The sequence below is a fragment of the Flavobacterium sp. HJ-32-4 genome, assembly GCF_022532105.1.
Taxonomy (GTDB): domain Bacteria; phylum Bacteroidota; class Bacteroidia; order Flavobacteriales; family Flavobacteriaceae; genus Flavobacterium.
Map to the genome: position 1 here is coordinate 553,117 of NZ_CP092832.1, position 24,013 is coordinate 577,129.

At 52.1% G+C, this 24,013-nt stretch carries 19 protein-coding genes; 7 read left to right on the top strand and 12 right to left on the bottom strand.

Annotated elements, in window-relative coordinates; all coding sequences use genetic code 11:
* Nucleotides 1-10: 10 nt before the first annotated feature.
* The 3 genes from MKO97_RS02105 (at nucleotide 11) to MKO97_RS02115 (ending at nucleotide 2,728) form a co-directional block, all read left to right on the top strand.
* Nucleotides 11-1,912, top strand: coding sequence for a S9 family peptidase (locus tag MKO97_RS02105; RefSeq protein WP_241104422.1), 1,902 nt, complete (start codon nucleotides 11-13; stop codon nucleotides 1,910-1,912).
* Nucleotides 1,912-2,367, top strand: a complete 456-nt coding sequence (locus MKO97_RS02110) for a DinB family protein (protein WP_241104423.1) — start codon at nucleotides 1,912-1,914, stop codon at nucleotides 2,365-2,367. The genes MKO97_RS02105 and MKO97_RS02110 overlap by 1 nt, the downstream gene beginning before the upstream one ends.
* A 94-nt stretch (nucleotides 2,368-2,461) precedes the next feature.
* Nucleotides 2,462-2,728, top strand: coding sequence for a hypothetical protein (locus MKO97_RS02115; protein ID WP_241104424.1), 267 nt, complete (start codon nucleotides 2,462-2,464; stop codon nucleotides 2,726-2,728).
* 54 nt (nucleotides 2,729-2,782) lie between these two features.
* On the opposite strand, the gene accC is transcribed toward MKO97_RS02115, so the two are convergent.
* The 6 genes from accC to pdxA all read right to left on the bottom strand — a co-directional run bounded on the left by accC (nucleotide 2,783) and on the right by pdxA (nucleotide 7,758).
* Complete coding sequence (gene accC, locus MKO97_RS02120; protein ID WP_241104425.1) at nucleotides 2,783-4,129, bottom strand: acetyl-CoA carboxylase biotin carboxylase subunit; 1,347 nt, start codon at nucleotides 4,127-4,129, stop codon at nucleotides 2,783-2,785.
* Nucleotides 4,130-4,214: 85 nt separating this feature from the next.
* A complete protein-coding gene (gene accB / locus MKO97_RS02125; protein ID WP_241104426.1) occupies nucleotides 4,215-4,706 on the bottom strand; it encodes an acetyl-CoA carboxylase biotin carboxyl carrier protein in 492 nt (163 codons plus the stop codon).
* Between the two features lie 29 nt (nucleotides 4,707-4,735).
* The gene (locus tag MKO97_RS02130; RefSeq protein ID WP_241104427.1) at nucleotides 4,736-5,725 is read right to left on the bottom strand and encodes a beta-ketoacyl-ACP synthase III; all 990 of its coding nucleotides are present in this window, start codon (nucleotides 5,723-5,725) and stop codon (nucleotides 4,736-4,738) included.
* Nucleotides 5,726-5,885: 160 nt separating this feature from the next.
* Nucleotides 5,886-6,080, bottom strand: coding sequence for a 50S ribosomal protein L32 (gene rpmF, locus MKO97_RS02135; RefSeq protein WP_241104428.1), 195 nt, complete (start codon nucleotides 6,078-6,080; stop codon nucleotides 5,886-5,888).
* A 9-nt stretch (nucleotides 6,081-6,089) separates the two neighbouring features.
* Nucleotides 6,090-6,623, bottom strand: a complete 534-nt coding sequence (locus tag MKO97_RS02140; RefSeq protein WP_241104429.1) for a DUF177 domain-containing protein — start codon at nucleotides 6,621-6,623, stop codon at nucleotides 6,090-6,092.
* A gap of 91 nt (nucleotides 6,624-6,714) precedes the next feature.
* Nucleotides 6,715-7,758, bottom strand: coding sequence for a 4-hydroxythreonine-4-phosphate dehydrogenase PdxA (gene pdxA, locus MKO97_RS02145; RefSeq protein WP_241104430.1), 1,044 nt, complete (start codon nucleotides 7,756-7,758; stop codon nucleotides 6,715-6,717).
* A 74-nt stretch (nucleotides 7,759-7,832) separates the two neighbouring features.
* Between pdxA and MKO97_RS02150 the strand changes: the two genes are divergently transcribed.
* Nucleotides 7,833-8,420, top strand: coding sequence for a riboflavin synthase (locus tag MKO97_RS02150; protein WP_241104431.1), 588 nt, complete (start codon nucleotides 7,833-7,835; stop codon nucleotides 8,418-8,420).
* 189 nt (nucleotides 8,421-8,609) lie between these two features.
* A complete protein-coding gene (gene galA / locus MKO97_RS02155) occupies nucleotides 8,610-12,017 on the top strand; it encodes a beta-galactosidase GalA (RefSeq protein WP_241104432.1) in 3,408 nt (1,135 codons plus the stop codon).
* A gap of 336 nt (nucleotides 12,018-12,353) precedes the next feature.
* On the opposite strand, the gene MKO97_RS02160 is transcribed toward galA, so the two are convergent.
* Nucleotides 12,354-13,901 (bottom strand): glycine--tRNA ligase, encoded by a 1,548-nt coding sequence (locus MKO97_RS02160; RefSeq protein ID WP_241104433.1) that lies wholly within the window; start codon nucleotides 13,899-13,901, stop codon nucleotides 12,354-12,356.
* Between the two features lie 127 nt (nucleotides 13,902-14,028).
* Here MKO97_RS02160 and MKO97_RS02165 point away from each other — a divergent pair, with 127 nt between their 5' ends.
* Nucleotides 14,029-14,721 carry a ComF family protein gene (locus MKO97_RS02165; protein ID WP_241104434.1) on the top strand — a complete coding sequence of 231 codons (693 nt, stop codon included), beginning with the start codon at nucleotides 14,029-14,031 and terminating at the stop codon, nucleotides 14,719-14,721.
* A gap of 82 nt (nucleotides 14,722-14,803) precedes the next feature.
* On the top strand, nucleotides 14,804-16,399 hold the full coding sequence (locus MKO97_RS02170; protein ID WP_241104435.1) for an Ig-like domain-containing protein: 1,596 nt from the start codon (nucleotides 14,804-14,806) through the stop codon (nucleotides 16,397-16,399).
* Here the strand turns inward: MKO97_RS02170 and MKO97_RS02175 are convergent.
* From MKO97_RS02175 to MKO97_RS02195, 5 genes are all read right to left on the bottom strand, one after another.
* Nucleotides 16,396-17,157 (bottom strand): amidohydrolase, encoded by a 762-nt coding sequence (locus tag MKO97_RS02175; protein WP_241104436.1) that lies wholly within the window; start codon nucleotides 17,155-17,157, stop codon nucleotides 16,396-16,398. The genes MKO97_RS02170 and MKO97_RS02175 overlap by 4 nt on opposite strands.
* Nucleotides 17,154-19,958 (bottom strand): GH92 family glycosyl hydrolase, encoded by a 2,805-nt coding sequence (locus MKO97_RS02180; RefSeq protein ID WP_241104437.1) that lies wholly within the window; start codon nucleotides 19,956-19,958, stop codon nucleotides 17,154-17,156. The genes MKO97_RS02175 and MKO97_RS02180 overlap by 4 nt, the downstream gene beginning before the upstream one ends.
* A 234-nt stretch (nucleotides 19,959-20,192) precedes the next feature.
* Nucleotides 20,193-20,951, bottom strand: coding sequence for a succinate dehydrogenase/fumarate reductase iron-sulfur subunit (locus MKO97_RS02185; RefSeq protein ID WP_241104438.1), 759 nt, complete (start codon nucleotides 20,949-20,951; stop codon nucleotides 20,193-20,195).
* 15 nt (nucleotides 20,952-20,966) lie between these two features.
* On the bottom strand, nucleotides 20,967-22,976 hold the full coding sequence (locus tag MKO97_RS02190; RefSeq protein ID WP_241104439.1) for a fumarate reductase/succinate dehydrogenase flavoprotein subunit: 2,010 nt from the start codon (nucleotides 22,974-22,976) through the stop codon (nucleotides 20,967-20,969).
* A gap of 11 nt (nucleotides 22,977-22,987) precedes the next feature.
* Nucleotides 22,988-23,878, bottom strand: a complete 891-nt coding sequence (locus tag MKO97_RS02195; protein WP_241104440.1) for a succinate dehydrogenase cytochrome b subunit — start codon at nucleotides 23,876-23,878, stop codon at nucleotides 22,988-22,990.
* Between the last annotated feature and the right edge of the window lie 135 nt (nucleotides 23,879-24,013).

Consider the following 24,013-nt stretch of genomic DNA (forward strand, 5'->3'; position numbering starts at 1 on the left):
CACCTTCTTCATGAAAAAAAGCATACTGTATATGGCACTTGCCCTGTCTTTACCGGCCGCCGCACAGCAGGTCATGACCCCCGAAACGCTCTGGAAACTCGGTCGTCTTTCACCTATCGGGTTGTCAAACGACAAAACAACGGTGGTATTTAAAGTCGCCACGCCCTCCGTCGCCGACAACAAATCAACGAGTAAGTACTATACCGTTCCGGTGTCAGGTGGCACCCTCACCGAGATTACCGATCCGAAAACGCTGGTGCGCGATCGGAATGTGTCTCCCGACGGACGTTACCTGTTGTATAGCGAAGAGGTGAAATTGGATAACGTGCACGGACACGACTTTTACCCGGAACTGGACAAGTCGAATGCGCAGGTGTATGACGGACTCGACTATCGCCATTGGGACACCTGGAATGAAGGGAAATACAACCACGTCTTTTATCGCGAGAACCGCGAGGGCGCAACCGGTATCGACCTTTTGAAAGGAGAACGCTTCGACTCGCCCCAAAAGCCATTTGGCGGGGAGGAAGATTATATCTGGTCGGCGGATGGAAAGAGCATTTTCTACGTCTGTAAGAAGAAATCAGGAACGGCGTATGCGATTTCGACCAATACGGATATTTACCAATACGACCTGGCTACGGGCAATACGATTAATCGTTCGGAAGACAATGCAGGATACGATACGAACCCGCAACTGTCGCCCTCCGGCGATCTTTCGTGGCTGCAGATGAAGCGCGACGGATATGAATCAGACAAGAACGACATCATCGTCAGCTCGAATGGCGTGGAATACAACCTGACAGCGGCATGGGATGGCACCGTCGAGAGTTTTCTTTGGGCGCCTGACGGGAAGAAAATCTATTTCCAGGCACCGGTTGACGGCACGCTGCAGTTGTTTGAGGTGAATTTCCCCGGACGAACCAAAATGGCGATCCGTGTTACGCAGGTGACGAATGGTGATTTTGACGTATCCGGACTCGTGGGATTCGCAGGCGATGCCATTATCGTTACCCGGACGGACATGAACCATGCCGCCGATCTTTGGTCATTTGACCTTAAAAAGAAAACTTGGAAACAACTGACAAAGATCAATGACAACATCTATGCTACGCTGAAAACGAGTAAAATCGAACGGCGGTATGTGACGACCACCGACGGCAAGAAAATGCTGGTGTGGGTCATCCTGCCACCTGATTTCGATGCGTCGAAGAAATATCCGGCCTTGTTGTATTGCCAGGGCGGCCCCCAAAGTGCCCTCAGCCAGTTCTACTCCTTCCGCTGGAACTTCCAGTTGATGGCGGCCAACGGCTATATCGTGGTGGCGCCGAACCGACGCGGTATGCCGGGCCATGGCGTTGAGTGGAATGAGCAGATTTCGAAGGACTGGGGTGGACAGGTGATGCAGGACTACCTTTCCGCCATCGATGACGTTGCGAAGGAAGCGTATGTCGACACCTCACGCCTGGGCTGTGTAGGAGCCAGTTATGGTGGCTATTCGGTTTTCTATCTGGCCGGCATCCACAACAATCGCTTCAAGACCTTCATCGCGCATGACGGTGTCTTCAACACGCAGAGTATGTTCGGCACGACGGAAGAAGTGTTTTTCAATTACTGGGACTTCGGCGGTGCTTACTGGGAAAAAGACAATGCCGCGGCGCAAAAGAGTTATACCGTCTTCAACCCTATCAATTACGTAGATAAATGGAACCGTCCAATCCTGATCATACAGGGTGGAAACGATTTTCGGGTGCCGATCGGGCAGTCGCAGGAAGCCTTCCAGGCGGCCCAGATGCGGGGCATTAAGAGCCGGTTCCTGTATTTCCCAGAGGAAAACCACTGGGTGCTCAAGCCACAAAACGGCATGGTGTGGCAGCGGGAGTTTTTCAAATGGTTAAAAGAAACTTTGTGATGGACACGCTTGTCGACACCTGGCATATCCACAACCGTATCCACCTCTACGTGTTGGAAGCCCTGCCGGAAGAAGCCATGGGGGCCACTGCCGCATCAAAAGGGCGTACGGTAGGTGAGCAATTTGCGCACATCCACAACGTTCGCCTTATGTGGCTAAAATCGGCACTGCCTGAAGCCTTGGCGAACGTAGAGAAGATTGAGAAAGAAGGTATCTCGAAAGCACTTCTCACTTCGGCGTTGACCGCCAGTGCCGACGCCATCGCGCTGCTGTTGGAAAAAGCCCAACAGGAAGGGCGCGTCAAAGGTTTCAAGCCCCATCCTGCCGGATTTCTAGGCTATCTTATCTCACATGAAAGCCACCATCGCGGGCAAATCTTCCTGTCGTTGAAACAGGCGGGGTTTCCGGTTGACAAAAAAACTGCCTTTGGCATTTGGGAGTGGGGCGTGCGTTGAGACCCTGATACGCTAAAGTTTTCCTAAATACCCCATGGCGTTGCAATATCGCCTATACGACAGGCGTTCGGGACTATATGTAATTCCCATCGCCATGACTACTGTAACCTTCGCTCTCGCACTTGCATTCCTTCTCGCCTGGATGGTAGAAGACCGCCGGAAAAACCGGGAACTTGCGCTTTCCGAATCACAGGATTTTACTGAAATGCTTCGGTTTATCGCTAAGTATGAGCAGGTCGATACGGCCCGGTTGCAACAAATACTCCAAATTGGCAACACGGATGTTAACGAAGTCCGTGCCATCCAAAAAATACTGGCGGAACGACATGTCTCACCTTACGAACCGTTGGCACAGTCCTAAACACACAATAAAAAACCCCGCCATTGAGCGGGGTTTTTATTTAATCGGACGATATCAGTCGGGATCCTTCATCTTGAATGTTTCCATGAACTTGGTCGTATAGTTTCCGGACACATAATCCGGCTCGTCCATCAACTGGCGATGGAACGGAATCGTCGTCTTGATGCCTTCGATTACGAACTCGTCGAGCGCGCGTTTCATCTTGTTGATGGCCTCTTCACGGGTTTGCGCCGTAGTGATCAATTTGGCGATCATCGAGTCATAGTTAGGCGGGATGGTATACCCTGAGTAGACGTGTGTATCGAGACGTACTCCGTGGCCACCCGGCATGTGCAGGGTTGTAATCTTTCCTGGCGACGGACGGAAATCGTTGTACGGATCTTCCGCGTTGATACGGCATTCGATGGAATGCAGTTGCGGCAGGTAATTCTTTCCGGAAATCGGCACACCGGCTGCTACCAGGATTTGCTCCCGGATCAGGTCATAGTCAATTACCTGCTCGGTAATCGGGTGTTCCACCTGAATCCGCGTGTTCATCTCCATGAAGTAGAAATTGCGGTGTTTGTCAACGAGAAACTCGACGGTTCCAGCGCCTTCGTATTTGATGTATTCCGCAGCTTTAACAGCGGCTTCACCCATTTTCTGGCGGAGTTCATCCGTCATAAAAGGTGAAGGCGTTTCTTCGGTCAGCTTTTGGTGGCGACGCTGTACGGAACAGTCCCTTTCAGAAAGGTGACACGCTTTTCCGTAGGCATCCCCTACCACCTGGATTTCAATATGGCGGGGCTCTTCGATGAGTTTTTCCATGTACATCCCATCATTGCCGAAAGCCGCAGCGGCTTCCTGACGGGCACTTTCCCACGCTTTGTCGAGGTCTTCTTCCTTCCAGATGGCGCGCATACCACGGCCACCGCCGCCGGCTGTCGCTTTCATCATGACCGGATAACCCGACTCATTCGCTACTTTCTTGGCATGCTCGAGTGATTCAAGCAGTCCGTCCGAACCAGGAACGCACGGAACGCCGGCAGCTTTCATAGTAGCTTTTGCCGTCGCTTTGTCGCCCATTTTCTCAATCATCTCAGGGGAGGCACCAATGAACTTGATACCGTGCTCCTGGCAGATTTTCGAGAATTTGGCGTTTTCAGAAAGGAAACCATATCCGGGGTGGATGGCATCGGCATTGGTAATTTCCGCTGCCGCGATGATGTTAGGGATTTTGAGGTACGATTGGTTGCTCGGCGCCGGCCCGATACATACCGCTTCGTCGGCAAACTTTACGTGGAGACTCTCGGCGTCAACTGTTGAATAAACAGCCACGGTCTTGATGCCCATCTCGCGGCACGTGCGAATGACGCGCAGCGCGATCTCTCCCCTATTGGCAATCAATATTTTCTTGAACATAAGTTAGAAGTTTAAAGTATGAATTTTGAAAGTAGGACAGTCATGCTGTCGGTTGGTAGTCCACATTCAGCATTCAAAATCACACTTATGACGGATCGATCAGGAACAGCGGTTGATCGTATTCTACCGGCGACATGTCGTCAACGAGTATCTTGACGATTTTTCCGGAGAATTCTGATTCGATTTCGTTGAAGAGTTTCATCGCTTCAATCACGCAAAGGACATCGCCTTTTGACACCGAGCTGCCCACTTCTACGTAAACAGGCTTGTCTGGAGCCGGCTTGCGGTAGAATGTGCCGATAATCGGCGATTTTACGGTGATGAATTTTGACGTGTCGTCAGCAGCGGGTGCAGCAGCGGGAGCCGGAGGGGCGGCTGGTGCAGCAGGGGCGGCCGGTGCAGCGGGTGCCGCTTGTGGCAGGCTTGCAGGCGCTTGCTGGATATACGTTACTTCCGGGGTACCGGCATCCGTCGTCGTCTTGATCGTGATCTTGAAGTCGTCCATTTCAAGCTTCACCTCTGTAGCCCCTGATTTGGCTACAAACCGGATCAGGTTTTGAATTTCTCTGATGTCCATACGTTATTCGTTTATAGTGTTTGTATCGGTTAATAAGCCCATTTAAGCCAGATGGCGCCCCACGTAAAACCGCCGCCGAAAGCCGCGAATACGAGGTTGTCACCTTTTTTGAATTTATCTTCGAAATCGCTCAGCAACAGTGGCAGTGTTCCTGACGTGGTGTTGCCATAGCGATGGATATTGACGGGCACTTTCGCCTCCTCCAGCCCCATCCGGTTAGCGGTCGCATCAATGATGCGTTTATTGGCCTGGTGGGCGATCAGCCAGTCGATGTCTTCCTTTGAAAGACCGTTGCGTTCCATGATGCGTTCGCTGACGTCTGCCATACCGGAAACGGCATACTTGAAAACGGTTTTGCCATCCTGGAAGACAAAATGCTGTTTGTTCTTCACGGTCTCTTCAGATGCCGGCAATATAGAGCCACCCGCATCGATTTTGAGGAATTCGCGCCCCACACCATCTGACCGAAGGAACTCATCCTGAAGTCCTAATCCTTCATAATTAGGCTCGAACAGCACCGCTCCGGCCCCGTCACCAAAGATGATGCAGGTAGCGCGGTCGGTATAATCGATGATGGAGGACATTTTATCTGCTCCTATAAGCAGTACTTTTTTATAGCGCCCCGCCTGGATGTAGGCAGCGGCGGTCGACATTCCATAAAGGAAACTGGAACAGGCCGCCTGAAGGTCGTAGGCGAAGGCGTTTACAGCGCCGATTTCCGTAGCGACGTAGACGGCGGTAGCGGCAACCGGCATATCCGGCGTGGCGGATGCGACCAGTACGAGATCAATGGTAGCGGGATCAACATTTTTCCGACGGAAAAGATCCTCTGCGGCTTTGATGGCGAGATAAGAAGAGCCTTTTCCCTCTTCTTTGAGAATCCGCCGCTCTTTGATACCGGTGCGGGTGGTGATCCACTCATCGTTGGTGTCCACCATGGTTTCCAACAATTGGTTGGATAATACGAAATCTGGCACGTAGCCCCCGACAGCGGTAATGGCGGCCGTTATGTTGCTCATAGTGATTCAATTATTCCGTTTCAAACCGCTCGATCTGAAAGGAGGTGAAATTACGAATTTTTTTCCAAAAGGGCTTTGGGGCAGGGTTTAATTGCCAAAAAAGCCGATAACAAAAAAAACTCCCATTGCGTGGGAGTTCCTTATATTTTATCGTAAAATATTAAGCGACAGCTTCTTGTTTGTCGATTACGACTTGGCCACGGTAATACATTTTACCTTCATGCCAATACGCCCTGTGGTAAAGGTGCGCCTCGCCTGTTACAGGACAAGTTGCGATCTGTGCAGGCGTTGCCTTATAGTGCGTTCTTCTCTTATCTCTTCTGGTCTTGGAAACCTTTCTCTTAGGATGTGCCATCGTTCAGTATTATTTGTCTTTTAATAACTTTTTCAGTGAATCCCAACGGGGATCCGTTTCTTCTTCTTTTTTCTCGATTTCTCCCACCCGCAACTCATTGAGTTTATCAAGGGCGGGCGACTTCAATGTGCCGTCTTTCACGCCCGGATGGACGCGTTTAAATGGAACTGAGAGTACAATCATTTCATAGATATACTGCGAAATATCGACTTGGTGTTCACCGTGCGGGAGAATCAACAACTCTTCGTTATCGTTATTGAATTCATCTCCGAACTGCACGACCAGGTGCAGTTTTCCTTTCACCGGCAGGTCGAACAATTCGCCTGTAAGGTCGCAAGGAACTTCTACCGTGCCTTCATGGCAGAACGCCAGTTCGAGCATCGTCGATTTCTTCTCAAGAACCACATGTACTTTGATATCACAACGATCAAATTCGTCGTAATCAAAGCCTTCAAAGAACGTTTCCGTTATCCGGAATTCGAATGGGTGTTTCCCAATCTTCAAGCCGATGAACGGAATCAGGAATTCATTCGACTGTTTCATTTCAATTCCTCCCTTCCCAATTACCTGAAACGGAGTGCAAAGATATAAATTTATTAGAATGGCAAAAGCGTTATGAACATTTTTTTGTTCATTAGTGCTTCTCCTTGACTTTCAAAGGCTTTTTGCTGATTTCGGCGTACTGTTCCCGCGAGTGGAACACGTCCATTGCCAGGTACAGCGCCTCACGGAATGAACTCGGATCGGCCATGTTTTTTCCGGCAATATCAAAGCCTGTTCCATGGTCGGGTGAGGTGCGGATTTTGTTGAGTCCGGCCGTATAATTCACGCCATGTCCGAACGAAAGTGTTTTAAACGGGACCAATCCCTGATCGTGGTAGGTGGCCACTACGGCATCGTACTTTTCATATTGCCCGCTTCCAAAAAAGCCATCCGCAGGAAAGGGCCCGAAAACCATTGTTCCGGCATCAAACAACTTCTTCAAGACTGGCTTGAGTATTTCTTCGTCTTCGGTTCCGATAACCCCACCGTCGCCTGCGTGCGGATTGAGTCCGAGTACCGCGATACGGGGCCGGTTTATCGAAAAATCCCGCGTGAGGGTGTGTTTTACTGTTTCGATCTTCTTGCGGATCAACGCCTCCGTCAGATGTCCCGCCACCTCATTTACCGGCACGTGGTCGGTGAGAAGGCCTACCCGCAGGTTACCGTGTACCATGAGCATGAGTGCGTCGCCCTCGAGTTCCTGGTCGAGATAGTCGGTGTGCCCGGGGAAGCGGAATTCATCCGACTGGATGTTGTATTTATTGATGGGCGCGGTGACCAATACGTCGATCTCATCGTTCTTTAACGCATCGACTGCCGCCACAAACGATTTCACGGCGTGCTGTCCCACTACCGGATCGTTCTCGCCCCACTGCAAAGTGAAAGGCTCACGCCATACATTAAGCACGTTGAGCTTGCCGGTGATGGCTTGCGACACGTGGTCGATTCCATGCAGGGCAACCGTCGAGTCGAAACTCTTCCGAAGGTGGTTGAGGGTTTTGACGTTCGCAAATATAATGGGTGTGCAAAGCTCGAGCATACGGGTATCTTCGAAGGTCTTGAGGACGACTTCGCTGCCGATGCCGTTCAGGTCGCCGATCGAAATCCCGACGCGTATATGTTCTTCTCTTTTCATGTAAGGTGGGAACGACACAGGCTCTGCCTGTTTTTGTCGTAAATTTGTGACGCAATTTACTAAATAATACCCTAATGTTTACCGGAATCATCGAATCGATGGGCGTCGTGGGTGCGTTGGAGCACGAAGGTGACAATCTCCACATCACGATCCAGTCATCCCTGGCCGCGGAATTGAAAATCGACCAAAGTGTCGCCCATAATGGTGTATGCCTTACCGTTGTGGCTATTGGAGACGGCTCGTACACCGTGACGGCAATCCGGGAGACGCTTGAAAAAACGAACCTACGCCACTGGAAAGTGGGCGATCCGATCAACCTCGAACGCGGTATGCGGGTCGGCGATCGACTTGACGGGCACATCGTACAGGGCCATGTTGACCAGACGGGCACCTGCCTATCGGTGTCAGAAGCCAATGGTAGTTGGTATTATACGTTTGGATATGATCCGGCGCTGTCGAATATTACGATTGAAAAGGGCTCCATCACTGTAAATGGCGTGAGTCTGACGGTAGTCGATTCCAAAAAGGACGCCTTCAGTGTGGCGATCATCCCATATACTTTCGCCCATACCAACTTTCATCGCCTCGCTGCGGGCGATGTGGTCAACCTCGAGTTTGACGTGATTGGAAAGTACGTGGCGCGCATCCATTCGCTTCGATAATTTAACAAAATGTGCGGTTTTCCCGTACCACTTTTTTCCGCATTTGGCCGACCTTTAGACCTCAAAGGTTTTGAAAACCTTTGAGGTCTAAGCCATCCACCCACGACCCTACCAGTACAAACTGGTTGGGTTGAAAAATCGAGGGGATACGAAATCGTTATTTTTACCGGTAGCTAAACATTCCCCAGGATGAAACTCCCGTTTTTTGCCCTCGCCCTCATTCTCCTTTCCCTACCTTCTGCCCACGCCCAACGCCGACACACCGACTTTGATTCGGGATGGAAGTTCCATTTCGGACATGCGGCACTTCCCGAAAAAGACTTCGGGTACGGCATCGCGCCCCTCTATTCGAAATCCGGAAATGGGCGGATGACGCCGGTCGATCCGAAGTTTGTCGATACGAGCTGGACACGCATCAACCTTCCCCATGACTGGGCGGTGGCGCTACCGTTTATGAAAGTAGACAACTTCGATGTGCAATCCCACGGCTACAAGCCGGTGGGCGGCCTCTTCCCCGAGACAAGCATCGGGTGGTACCGAAAATCCTTTACGCTTGATAAAAAAGACGATGGCCAGCGCTTTGAACTGCAATTCGACGGTATCTACCGCGACGCCGACGTATGGGTAAACGGATTTTATTGCGGCAACAACCAAAGCGGTTACCTGGGTGTGCATTATGACATCACCGATTTTGTATGGTTCGACAAAGAAAACGTCGTCACCGTCCGGGTCGATGCCACGCAATACGAGGGCTGGTTCTACGAAGGTGCGGGTATCTACCGCCATGTGTGGCTCAACCAGTATCAAGACATCCACATTCCGCATGACGGCTTGTTCGCACATGCCGTTACGACAGCAAAAAAAGCCGCTTTGACACTGGAAACATCCGTACGAAACAGCGGCCTTTCTGCAGCGGACGTTTCCGTATCCTATTACATAAAAGACCGGACGGGGAAGGTCGTAGCTACCTCCTCCCCTACCTCCACCTCACTGAAAACGAACGAGACGCGTTTGGTAAAACAGGACGTTTCGGTCTCCAATCCGCGGCTGTGGTCGCTGGAAGATCCGTATCTCTACCGTATTGTCGCCGAAGTACGCCAAAAAGGGAAACTGATCGACTCCCGCACCACCACCTTCGGATTCCGCACGATTGACATCACCGCCAAGGGCGTCTTCCTCAACGGGAAAAAAATCAAAATCAAAGGGGTCAACAACCACCAGGACCACGCCGGCGTAGGCGCTGCACTTCCGGATCACCTCCACTATTACCGCGTCAATCTTATGAAAAGCATGGGCGTAAATGCCTGGCGGATGAGCCATAATGCCCCGGCGCCCGAACTGCTTGACGCCTGCGACAGTCTCGGTATGCTGGTACTCGATGAACAGCGTTTGTTGAACTCCGGAGCCGAATACCTCGACCAATTCTCCCGTTTGGTAAAACGCGACCGTAACCATCCTTCGGTTTTCCTGTGGAGTATCGGCAACGAAGAACAAATGATTCAGGCGACGGAGAATGGCCGGAAAATCGCATTGACTCTGTTGGCCAAACAACGTGAACTCGACCCCACCCGTACGAGCACCTATGCCGCTGACCTTCCGAATGTGTTCAAAGGGGTCAACGAAGTCATCCCTGTGCGGGGGTTCAACTACCGCCAATTTGATGTGGCGGCGTATCACAACGACCATCCGAACCAACCCATCATCGGCACCGAAATGGGCAGTACGGTGACGACCCGGGGTATTTACGAAAAAGATCCAATCCGGGCGTATGTTCCCGATCAGGACATCACGGCTCCGTGGTGGGCCAGCCGGGCAGAAGAATGGTGGAAACTGGCCGCCGAAAATGACTATTGGCTGGGTGGATTCATCTGGACCGGAATCGACTACCGCGGTGAACCGACGCCCTACCAATGGCCGAATGTCAACTCACACTTCGGTATCCTGGATGTTTGTGGCTTTCCTAAAAACATCTACTATTACTACCAAAGCTGGTGGACGGATAAGGATGTATTACACATCAGTCCACACTGGAACTGGCCCGACAAACAACGCAAATGGGACGGAACGCCGGCCCAAAACGTCGACGTATGGTTAAATTCGAATGCCGATGACGTCGAATTATTCCTCAATGGGAAAAGCCTGGGCAAAAAAGAAATGCCTCGAAACGGCCACCTGAACTGGACGGTTCCGTACGAACCCGGCAAGCTAGAAGCCATCGCGTTCAAAAAAGGAAAGAAACTGAAAGCAAAAGTGGAAACGACCGGTCCGGCGACGGAAATCGTCGTGACACCGTATCGCACCACGATGGCAGCAGACGGCAAAGACATCGCTATCCTCAACATCTCCGCCGTTGACCGTGAAGGTCGTGAAGTGCCGGATGCGGATAACCTCGTCCGTTTTTACCTAAAAGGCGACGGAAAGATCATTGGGGTAGGAAATGGCGATCCGAGCAGCCACGAACCTGACGTGTGTCCCGACGGCGCCTGGCAACGCGCCCTGTTCAATGGCCATTGCCAGGTCATCGTGCAGGCGGGCACCAGCGCTTCGATGTTACAATTCGAGGCAAAGGCGGCCGGACTTTACAGCGGCGGAACGGACATTGTGACGGTATTGCCTTCGAAGTCTTCGGTCGTGACCCTTGACGGGACGTATGACCTGAAAGGAGAAGCGGCGAAACCGCGTGAGGTCAGTAAAATGCTGGGCGCCGATATTTCCTTCCTTCCAGAGTTGGAAGCCAAGGGGATGAAATTCACGGATAAAGGCGTGCAGAAAGACGCCGTCGAAATCCTGAAAGACCACGGATTGAACTACGTCCGCCTGAGGATTTTCCACCATCCGGAAAATGAAAAAGGCTATTCGCCCGGCGAAGGTTTCTGTGACCTCGAACACACCAAGGCGATGGCCAAAAGGGTGAAAGCAGCCGGGATGAAGCTGTTGCTTGACTTCCACTACAGCGACTACTGGGCCGATCCGGGCAAGCAATACAAACCCAAAGCATGGGAGGGATTGTCGTTCACCGATCTGAAAAAAGCCCTTTACGACTATACCCGAATGGTGATGCTGGAACTGCAAAAGCAAGGTACCACACCGGATATGGTGCAGATAGGGAATGAAATCAACCACGGACTCGTTTGGCCGGAAGGGAATGTCAGCGAGCCCGACCAAATGGCGCAGCTTTTCAAGGCCGGAACCGCGGCGGTAAAATCGGTCGACCCCACGATTCCGATCATGCTGCATGTGGCGTTGGGCGGACAAAACACCGAAACCGTACAGTTCGTCGACGCCATGTTGAAACGCAAGGCGCATTTTGACGTTATTGGCCTTTCCTATTACCCGAAATGGCACGGCACGCTGGCAGATTTAGAAGACAATATCATCGACCTTACCAAACGTTATGAAAAAGATGTAATCGTGGTGGAGTATTCTGCCCTGAAAGACGAAGTGAATAAAATCGCATTTGAGGCAGGCGGAGCACATGCCAAGGGGTCATGCATCTGGGAACCGCTCAGCACCTGGGAGAAGTTTTTTGACGACAAGGGTAAGTCCAACGGATTACTGGAGTTGTATGATGGATTCCGTCTTTACCTGAAGCCCTGAGGATTTTGAATTCCTCATTAAACAATTAACAAAAGGTGTGGTTTTACCGTAAAACAGTCTCGCCGGAAAACCCGAGATTGCGTTAGGGGAGGGGCGGATGCGTCCCTTACGAAACCCTCGCGACAAGCTGATACGGGAAAACCGCATTTTTTGTTAAACTTTTTGTCTACGTAATCCCGTAATAGCGAGCCCTGTAGTTTCAGGGCTGGCATACCCTTCTCTTTAAACACCACTTTCGCCCTGATCAGGGACATCCCTACGGCTAACGGATCGATCAAAACACAAACAAAAAAACCTCCCGAGAAGGAGGTTTTCTTTTACTATAGTATGGGTGTCTTAGGCCTTGGTCTTCAACAACCACGTCTTCATCGACACTTCTTTCTCGATAATCGCGCGAAGCTCTGAAATCGCCACGCGGTCTTGTTTCATGGTGTCGCGATGACGAATGGTGACGGTACGGTCCTCCAGTGACTGATGGTCGACCGTGATACAGAACGGCGTTCCCAGCGCGTCCTGGCGACGGTAGCGGCGACCGACAGCGTCTTTTTCGTCGTATGCCACCGTGAAATCCCATTTCAGTTCCTCCATGATTTCGCGTGAAAGTTCAGGTAAACCGTCTTTCTTCACCAAGGGTAACACCGCAGCTTTGGTCGGTGCCAACACTGCCGGAAGGGAAAGAACGGTTCGGGTAGACCCATCTTCGAGGGTTTCTTCACGCAGGGACGTAGCGAATACCGCGAGGAACATCCGGTCGAGACCAACCGACGTTTCCACCACATACGGCGTATAGTTCTTGTTCTCTTCCGTATCGAAATACTGCATTTTCTTACCTGAAAACTTCTCGTGCGCCCCCAGGTCAAAATCGGTGCGCGAGTGAATGCCTTCGAGTTCCTTGAATCCGAATGGGAAATTGAATTCGATATCCGCGGCGGCATTGGCGTAATGCGCCAGTTTTTCATGGTCGTGGAAGCGATAGTTCTCGTTTCCAAGTCCCAGCGATTGGTGCCATTTCAGGCGCGTCTCCTTCCAGTATTCGTACCACTTCATCTCTTCGCCCGGTTTGACGAAGAACTGCATCTCCATCTGCTCGAATTCGCGCATGCGGAAAATGAACTGACGTGCCACAATCTCATTCCGGAAGGCTTTACCGGTTTGGGCGATACCAAACGGTATCTTCATCCGCCCGGATTTCTGTACGTTCAGGAAATTCACGAAAATACCCTGGGCCGTTTCCGGACGCAGGTACAAATCCATGGCGTTTTCAGCCGATGCCCCGAGTTTGGTTCCGAACATGAGATTGAACTGCCGCACTTCCGTCCAGTTGCGTGAGCCGGTTTCCGGATCGGCAATTTCGAGTTCCTCGATCAGTTTCTTTACGTCTTCGAGATCGCCTGAATCCAGCGATCTTGCCATGCGCTCGAGAATTTCCTTCTTTTTGGAAAGGTATTCGACCACGCGGGTGTTGGTCGTCACGAACTGTTCGCGGTCGAAAGCATCACCGAAACGCGCAGCGGCCTTTTCGATTTCCTTTTCCGCCTTCTGGTTCAGCTTCTCAGCGTAGTCTTCAATCAGGACGTCGGCACGGTAGCGTTTTTTGGAATCTTTATTATCGATAAGCGGATCGTTGAAGGCATCTACGTGTCCGGATGCTTTCCAGGTCGTTGGGTGCATCAGGATAGCCGCATCGAGGCCCACGATGTTATCGTGCATCTGCACCATCGCTTTCCACCAATACTGCCGGATGTTGTTCTTCAGTTCGACTCCGTTCTGTCCGTAATCATACACGGCACTGAGTCCGTCGTATACCTCGCTCGACGGGAAGATAAACCCGTATTCCTTCGCATGCGATACGACGTTTTTGAAAATATCGTCTTGTTTTGCCATAGTGGTGCAAAAATAGATAAAAGTACTAAAGTCCGAAGCCGGCGCCCGGTAAAACCCACTTCAATCTTTAACATTTTCTACGGGAAAGCCGTAACGGTGTTTTTCCGCCACCCGTTACCTTGCCCCCATGAAAAAATGGCTCCACGACTTCCTCTCCCTTTTTTATCCCGATACCTGCGCGGCCTGTGACGGATTACTGCAAACGGGCGAAATCCTCATCTGCACCGAATGCCGTCACGAACTGCCGTTTACGCAACAGCACCTACATCCCGAAAACGAAGCCTTCCGCGCCTTTTATGGACGGCTGCCGGTTGAGCACGTCTCCTGCCTGTTGTATTACCACAGGCACGGGCGCGTGCAACGGCTGATCCATAAACTAAAATACAAGGGACGGGAAGATATCGGCACGGCACTGGGGCATTGGGCTGGCCCGGGGTTACAGGAAGCCGGACTTCCCTCCTCCATCGACGCCATCGTCCCTGTTCCGATGTATCCAAAAAAACAACGGAAAAGAGGCTACAACCAGGTGACGTCGTTTGCCGAGACCCTGTCGGGTTATCTGGGAGTACCGTGCGATCCGTCCCTCCTCGTGAAAAGCGTACAGTCGAAATCGCAGTCGAAAAAGTCGTTCTTTGAACGCATCGCCACCGAAGACAAAGGGTTTGTCGTGCAATTCGACGCGTCGCACCACGGGCGGCATTTCCTTCTAGTCGACGACGTGCTGACCACGGGCGCCACCCTCGAAAGCTGCGGAAAGGCGCTGTTACGTATTCCAGATGCCCGCCTCAGTATCGTGACGATGGCCATGACCTACAAATGAGACGCCTACATCGATAACACTTTCCTAAAAATTTCCACCCGACAAAATATAATCGTTATTTTGTGGGACCAATGATCGTGAGTTGAAAAACCGAATCCTCTTTGTCTTCGCCGTACTGCTTTTCGTGCTGACCGGCTGCGCACGCCGCGGCAATATTGACGGTGGGCCGAAAGACAGCCTGCCTCCTACGCTGGAAGTGAGCCTTCCGAAGAACTTTTCGACCGATTTCAAGGGGCAGGAAATCCGGCTGACCTTCGATGAATACGTCAAGTTAAAAGACGTGAGCAAACAACTGGTCGTTTCGCCTCCGCTCGAACACGCACCGGATGTTCGTCCGCTACTACCGTCGAAGACACTCACGGTGCGCTTCCGCGATACACTTCGCCCTAATACGACCTATAGCCTGAATTTCGGGCAAAGCATACAAGACAATAATGAAGGTGTGCCGCTGCCGCAATTCCGATACGTTTTTTCCACGGGCGCCTATATCGATTCCCTCGAAATCAGCGGCGGCATCAGCGACGCACTTGAGCGGAAAGCGGATAACTTCGTCACGGTGATGCTCTACGAATTGAACGAGACATTCAACGACTCGACTATTTATAAGGAGAAACCGCGTTATGTTACCAGCACACTCGATAGCGCGGTGGTCTTCAAGCTCGAGAACCTGAAGGAAGGCCGCTACCAATTGATCGCGCTCAAAGACAAATCGAACAATTATAAGTTTGACCCGCGGAGCGATAAGATTGCCTTCTCTTCGGAACCGGTGGTCGTGCCATCTGACAAACCCTACAAACTACGTCTTTTCAAAGAAAACGGATCGTTCCGGGCACTTCGCCCGTCGCAGGCATCAGGCAACCGGATGCTGGGCGGTTTTGAGGGTGATCCACGAGGTGCGGTGTATACCGTTCGAAACGGCAATGAAATGGTTCCGTCTATCGTTACGAGAATGCCGGAAAAAGACTCGGTGCAAATCTGGTATAAAGCACCTAAAGTCGATTCGTTGCAGGTTGCCATCAAGAAAGACGCCTTCGAAAAAGACTTCTGGGTCAAATTGAAGAACCAGAAAAAAGATTCGATTGGATTTACGGCTGAAAAAGCCGGTACGCTTTCCTTCCGGGAACAATTCCAGCTTCGTAGCGCGACGCCGTTGACCGCTTTCGACAACACAAAGATCACCATCAGGGACAAAGATTCGGCATCCGTACCTTTTACAACGGACTATGACGCCTTCAACCAAAAGCTTACGGTGGTTTTTGAGAAGAAGGAAGAACAGCGCTACAAAATCAATATGATGCCGGGCGCTTTGGTGGACTTTTACGGACATGAAAACGACACGCTCGACTATACCGTCGCCACTCGTCGCCTGGGGGATTACGGAAACATGAAAGTCGTATTGCAAAATGCCAAATCGTTCCCGGTCATACTCGAACTGACCGATGCCAAAGGAAAGGTGTTGGCAAGGGAGGTGGCGACGAAACCCGAGATCGACTTCCTGTCACTCGACCCCGCTACATGTACCATGCGCCTGATCTACGATACCAACAGCAACGGCGAGTGGGATTCGGGCAGTTGGATGGAACACCGGCAGCCTGAAGAGGTGATTTATTTTCCGAAGGACATCATCCTGCGCTCTAACTGGGATATCAACCAGGAATGGGATGTCGGAGGCGGCTAAGGCAGCAGCGTAAAGTCGTCGCGGTCCTGCAAAAAAGCAAAACGTTCCCGAAACGCCTGCATTTTCTGTGTGTCAAGTTCAAAAACAAAGACGCCTTCCTCTCCAGTGGAGGCCAGAAGGTCACGGCCGGCAAAATCAAACGCCTGCGTATGCCCCGGATAATGATGGCCGTTGGCATCGTGACCAACACGGTTTACACCCGCCACATAACAGACATTCTCGATGGCGCGGGCCTTTAGCAACGCATCCCAGGCTTCGATGCGCGGCGCCGGCCAGTTCGCGACATACAGCAACAGGTCGAATGATTCAGTATTGCGGGAAAAGACCGGAAATCGAAGATCGTAGCAGATTAACGGACATATCCGGATGCCTTTATAATCAAGAACCAGCCGGTCTTGACCTGCCGCGTAGGCAACATCTTCACCCGCCAGGGTAAAAAGGTGTCGTTTGTCATAATACCTTACGTCACCAGAGGGATATACAAACAGGAGTCGGTTTCGGAAGCTACCCGCTTCTTCCATTACAACACTTCCGGTAACCGCAGCCGGTCGTTCAGCCGCCATCTCTTTCATCCAACTTAGTGTGGGGCCGTCCATGGTTTCCGCAACGGCAGCGGGGTGCATCGTGAAACCTGTGGTAAACATCTCGGGCAGTACGATAAGGTCAGCCGTAATGGACTGTAGTACTTTCGTAAGCTGCTCGCGGTTTTCGAACGGCTGCTCCCACGCCAGGTCGGTCTGTACGAGCGCGATTTTCATCGGATGGTAATTTCGTCAATAAAGATAAAAGCATCCCCACCGGCGCCCTGATGCCAAGCGGGCAGTTTACCGAAGTTGCGGGCAATGACTTTCACGTATCGGAACTTCCCAATCGGATCTTTCAAGCCATATTCTTTGATAAAGGTATCCTCCCGTTGCGGGTCTTCGTCGGTTACGATTTTCTTTCCGACCGGAAAGAACTTCTGCCCGTCGGTCGACACCAGAAATTCCACTTCCCGGGGCATCAGTATCCACGAGCGGCTGTCTTGCAGGAAGCCCGCGCTGATTTCCTTTGCGCTCCGCATTTCCTTTAGGTCTACGACCGCCTCGAAATCCTGTGCCTGGTAGCCCTGCCAATCGCCTTTCCGCCAGTTTTCGCTTCCGCGGATGCCATCCAGTAAGCCTTCAGGACCGCCAGCGTGGTATTGTGGGTTATAGGTAGAGCGTATCTCCACCGTATACGCATTGGGTTTCCGGATGAACGTTCCCGTTACTACAGTGCTCGCAATACCAGGCACTTTCTCGGCATACGTTTCCACCGTGCCGCTCTGTTCAATGAAAAAAGGCCATTGATACACACTAAAATCCTTCTTTTCGTCGCGATGTCCTATTTCCTGGATGCGGTAGTAACACCTTACGTCGCGATCAACGGTTTTGATCGACACCGGCATCTTCTCGGTGAACACCCGCGAAGGCGACTCAATGACGGGAACCGGAAGTAACACCCCCGAGGTTTCGGTCGCCAATTCTCGTCGGTAATCAGGAAACCAATATTCGAACGGCGGCGCAACATCAGAAACCGGCTTTTTGGAGCCGTCTTCGAGATGAACCGTGGCGGAAGCGGAAGGTGCCAAATATGTCCAGGCGGGTTGACCCGGACAAATGGCGTACATCCCCAGAGTAGACAAGACATACCAGGCACTCATTTGTCCGCAATCTTCATTTCCTATCAAACCATCGGGTGCATTTTTGTAGAAATTATCGAGGATAAACCGGATTTTCTCCTGTGCTTTTTGCGGCTGCCCGGCCGGCACATACAACCAGGCCATATGGTGACTGGGCTCGTTGCCGTGCGCATACTGCCCGATAAGTCCGGTAATGTCGGCCTGCTCGCGACCCGTGGTTTGGGTGGGGGCGTTGAACAAGTCGTCTAGTTTTCGAGCCAAGGCCTCTTGTCCGCCCAGCGCGCCCGCGAGCCCTTCGATATCGTGCGGTACGAAGAGTGAGTATTGCCAGGCATTTCCTTCGGTGAAGTTGTTATTGACCTCCCGCGGATCAAAGGGTTTGTCCCATCCTCCGTTGCGTTTCGGACGCATGAAACCCGTTGACGGATCGAACAGGTTCTTCCAGTTCTGCGACCGCATCATGAAATAATCGTAGTCGTCTTTATGACCGGTGAGCTTCGCCATTTGTGCGATGCACCAGTCGTCATAGGCGTATTCCAATGTCTTCGAGACGCTTTCATGTTCATCATCAATGGCAATGAAGCCGTTCTTCTTATAGGCAGCCAGTCCGAGGTGGTCGAGCATCGCGCTGTGTTTGGCCGCCTGGAACGCCTTTTCGTAATCGAAGCCCTTTATACCCTTCGCCATCGCATCGGCCATGACGGAAACGGAATGGTAGCCGATCATGCAGTCGGTCTCATTCGAGGCCAGCTCCCAAACCGGAAGCCGGCCGCCTTCTTCGTATTGCCGGAGGAAGGTGTTGATGAAATCGGCGGTGCGCTTGCGGTCGATGAGGGTATAGAGCGGATGGGCCGCACGAAAGGTATCCCAAAGGGAAAAAACCGAGTAGTACCCAAACCCCGGATTGGGGTGCACCTGGTTGTCTCGCCCCCGGTATTGCCCGTCGATGTCATGTGCCACATTGGGCTGCGTCATGGTATGGTAGAGCGCGGTATAGAATATGGTTTGTTTATCCGAATTGGATTCGTTGAGGTCGATTTTACCCAATTCTTGATCCCAGGCGGCTTCGGCGGCCGATTTCACATTGCCGAAATCCCAGCCTTTTATCTCCGACATGTTGCGTTCGGCACCTTCATAGGAAGTGGGCGACAACGCGACCTTGACGTTGATTTTTTCTCCGGCACGTACATTGGCGGAAAAGGAAATCGCGAGTACGGAGCCCGCAAAAAAGGAGTCGGTGTTGCGGGGCCGGGCAAAGGCGTTGTTGTTGAGATCTGTTACTTTTACGGGTTTGCTGAACTCAATCCGGGCGAAAACATACTGGTCGCGAGCCCACGCCTGACTGCGGCGCATGACCTCGATGGTTTTGTCGTCGATGATGCGCACCTCCCCCATCAGCAGTTTGTCGCGGTGGTTGAGATCGAGGATGAAATTGGCCTGTCCTTTATTCCGGAAGGTATATTGGTGGAACCCGACCCGGGTAGAAGCCGTAAGGGCGACGTCAATGTCATCATCGTCAAGACGGACGGCATAGTAACCCGCCGACGCCTTTTCTGAATTATGGGAAAACCGCGATGCGTACTGCTCTTTGTCGAGCGAGGGCGTTCCCATGGTAGGCATGAGCATCACATCGCCATAATCGGAGCAGCCGGTGCCGCTCAGGTGCGTATGCGAGAAGCCGTAGATGACATTGTCGGAATAATGATAACCGGAACAGCCGTCCCAACTTCCGTCGATGCGGGTATCAGGCGACAGTTGCACCATTCCGAAAGGCACGGTTGCCCCGGGAAAGGTGTGCCCATGGCCGCCGGTTCCGATTAGGGGGTTGACGTGTTGGTGTTGCGTGTGGCCGAAGAAGGAAATCAGAAGGAAGACAAAAAGGATGGGAGACCTCATGGTGAAATGGTTGGTACCCAAAGATACGGAATCCGCGTTACGGATGGGAGCGGCAGCCTTTTTGCGCCGTGGGAACGCCCGGAACCCCGAAACCATCCGCGCAAAAAGCTATAGCGGACAGCCGGGCCGCGAACCGGATACGTCCATATAACCCTGGATTCGAATGAGCGGCAACGCCCAAAAAAAAAAAACGCCCACCGAAGTGCGCGTTTCCTATTAATATCGATTGTTTTCTTACGACAAGCTGGCCTTGAGGTACTCGCGGTTCATACGGGCGATGTTCTCGAGGGAAATGCCTTTCGGACATTCCACTTCGCAGGCGCCGGTGTTCGTACAGTTACCGAATCCTTCTTCGTCCATCTGGCGGACCATGTTCAGGACGCGGTCATGTGCTTCTACGCGGCCTTGTGGCAACAGCGCATATTGTGACACTTTCGCACCTACGAAGAGCATGGCCGAACCGTTCTTACAGCTCGCCACACAGGCACCGCAGCCGATGCAGGCCGCCGCTTCGAACGCGCGGTCAGCGTCTGCCTTTGGAATCGGTGTTGCGTTGGCGTCGATCGTGCGACCGGAGGTGTTGACCGATACGAAACCACCTGCTTGCTGGATACGATCGAAGGCCGAACGGTCCACCACGAGGTCTTTGATAACCGGGAAGGCTTTCGAACGCCATGGTTCTACGTAAATCGTCTCGCCGTCTTTGAAGCTGCGCATGTGCAACTGGCAGGTGGTGATAAAACGATCGGGGCCGTGGGCGCGCCCGTTAATGTAGAGGGAGCAGCTTCCGCAGATGCCTTCGCGACAGTCGTGGTCGAAGGCAATCGGCGCTTTCCGCTCGTTGATCAACTGCTCGTTCAATTGGTCGAGCATTTCAAGGAAGGAGCTGTCCGTCGACACTTTGTCGAGCTTGTAAGTCTCCATTTGTCCTTTTGATTGTGCGTCTTTCTGGCGCCAAACCTTTAGGGTGATGTTGATATATTTCGTTGCCATAAAAAGCGTCTTTTCTTATTTGTAATTCCGTGCGGCAATCTTGATGAACTCGTACTTCAGTTCTTCTTTGTGAAGGACTTCCTGGCTGATGTCATCGCCTTTGTACTCCCACGCAGCCACGAACTTGAAGTTCTCATCGTCGCGAAGGGTTTCACCTTCTGCATCCTGGTACTCCTCGCGGAAGTGACCACCACACGACTCGTTCCGCTGGAGGGCATCCTGCGCCATCAATTGTCCGAGGTCGATGAAGTCGGCTACGCGAAGGGCTTTTTCCAGTTCAGGGTTGAGCTCGTTGGCACTTCCCGGCACGAAGACATCTTTGTAGAACTCGGCTTTGAGTGCCGCGATTTCGCTGATGGCTTCTTTAAGACCTTTCTCGTTCCGCGCCATACCGACTTTGTTCCACATGATGAGGCCGAGGCGTTTGTGGAAATAGTCGACCGAACGTGTTCCGTTGTTGCCGAGGAAACGGTCGATCTGCGAACGGACGTTGTTTTCCGCTTCGGCAAACTCCGGAAGGTCGGTTGAGATTTTTCCGGTACGGATCTCGTCGGCGAGGTAGTTCGATACCGTGTACGGCAATACGAAATACCCGTCTGCCAGACCCTGCATCAGGGCTGAGGCACCGAGCCGGTTGGCACCGTGGTCAGAGAAGTTGGCTTCACCGGCCACGAAACAGCCCGGAATGGTACTTTCGAGGTTATAGTCAACCCATACGCCACCCATGGTGTAGTGCACCGCCGGGTAGATTTTCATCGGTGTTTCGTATGGATTCTCGTCGGTGATTTTTTGGTACATCTGGAAGAGGTTACCGTATTTCTCCTCGATCCAGGCTTTACCCAGTTTCAGGACGGTCTCTTCAGATGGGTTATGGTCGCCCTGGGCAAACGCCGCCTGACGTCCTTTGCTGCGGATTTCAGACGCGAAATCGAGGTATACCCCTTCATTCGTGTCGTTGGCCTCGATACCGAAACCAGCATCGCAACGCTCTTTCGCAGCGCGTGACGCTACGTCACGTGGCACGAGGTTACCGAAGGCAGGATACCTTCTTTCGAGGAAATAATCGCGGTCTTCTTCGGCAATCTGCGTCGGCTTCAGTTTGCCGGCACGGATGGCTTCCGCATCTTCTTTTTTCTTAGGTACCCAGATACGGCCCGAGTTACGCAACGATTCTGACATCAGCGTCAGTTTCGACTGGTTGGTGCCGTGTACGGGGATACAGGTCGGGTGGATCTGTACGAAACAAGGGTTGGCGAACAACGCTCCTTTTTTATGGATTTTCCAGGACGCCGTGACGTTGCTGCCCATTGCGTTGGTCGAAAGGAAGTAGACGTTTCCGTAGCCGCCTGATGCAATGATCACCGCGTGGGCGGAATGACGCTCTAATTCTCCGGTGACGAGGTTACGGGCGATGATGCCGCGCGCCTTGCCATCCACCTTCACGATGTCGAGCATTTCGTGGCGGTTGAACATCTGCACGCGCCCAAGCCCGATTTGGCGGGACAAGGCCGAGTAAGCACCCAACAACAACTGTTGCCCGGTTTGGCCGGCTGCGTAGAACGTACGCTGTACCTGTGTACCACCGAAGGAACGGTTGTCCAAGAGTCCGCCGTAGTCGCGGGCAAACGGAACGCCCTGCGCGACACACTGGTCGATGATGTTGGCGGACACTTCTGCCAAACGGTGGACGTTTGCTTCGCGGGCGCGGTAGTCGCCCCCTTTAATCGTATCGTAGAAAAGACGGTAGGTAGAGTCGCCGTCGTTCTGGTAGTTCTTCGCTGCGTTGATACCGCCCTGTGCTGCAATCGAGTGCGCGCGACGGGGAGAATCCTGGAAGCAGAAAGCTTTTACATTATAACCCATCTCGCCGAAGGAAGCGGCTGCAGAAGCACCTGCGAGTCCGGTTCCGACGACGATGATATCGATCTTCGGACGGTTGTTCGGCGCAACGAGTTTGAGATGGTTCTTATGATTGGTCCACTTGTCGGCAATATCACCCTGTGGTATCTTGGAATCTAGATTCATGGCGCTAAGGATTAAAACGTACGGAAAATATCAAAGTGAACACAGAGCGGGATGATCGCAAACGCCAACGGCACGAGAATGGCAAAGCCACGGCCAAAGGCGCTGATGAGCGGACTCCACTTCGGATGGTTCACACCCAGACTCTGGAAGCCGCTGGCAAAACCATGGTCGAGGTGGAAGGCCAATACAGCCATCGCCAACACATAAAGCAGCGTGTAAACGAGTCCGAACGATTTGTCTTTGAAGAACGCAATCGTAATCGCATATAGGTCTTTATAGCCCTCTGCATATTGCACGTTGGTGCCTGTATACATGAATTTTGTGCGATCTTCGACGTAATAGGTCTTACGGTCTTTCTTCGCCTCTTCATTCGTAGCGCCGACTTTCGCGCTGTCTACCAATACACCTGGGTTGGTGGTCGTGTAGAGCGTTGGCAGATCCTGTCCGGGCATCATTTGGTCTTTGTCGAGCACCAATTCGAATTTCTCCAGCGGCATCTTGTCGTCAAAGTGCATCACGGCCCAGAAATTCATCATGTGGGTCACGATGAACACCAACAGCAGTGTCCCGAGGAGGCCCATGTTGCGCGATGACCAGGTGGAGTTCTGTGACGGATTGTTCTTTACATATCCCACCGGACGCGCCTTCGCGTTCTGGATCGTCAGCAACAGGCCGTCGACCGCGTGGAAAAGAATGGAGAAATACGTCAGGTACGATAACACTTTCACCGCCGGATTGGTGGTCATGAACAGCGCGTACGCGTTGAATTGATGTGCATCGGCGTAGAGGATCTGGAGGTTCCCCAGCAAGTGTCCTACAAGGAACAGGCAGAGGAAAAGTCCGGTCATGCCCATCCAGTATTTTTTCGCCAGCGACGACTTCAGTAAAGCGGATTTTGCCATACGGAATAACGGTTTTAAAAATCAAACAAAAGTAAGGCTTATGACCTTTAACACAAAGGGGTTTCGTAATTTATAATCAGTATAAAATGTTGAAGCGAAAACGTTTCCCCGACGCGAAATTCCGCGTTTTTATCA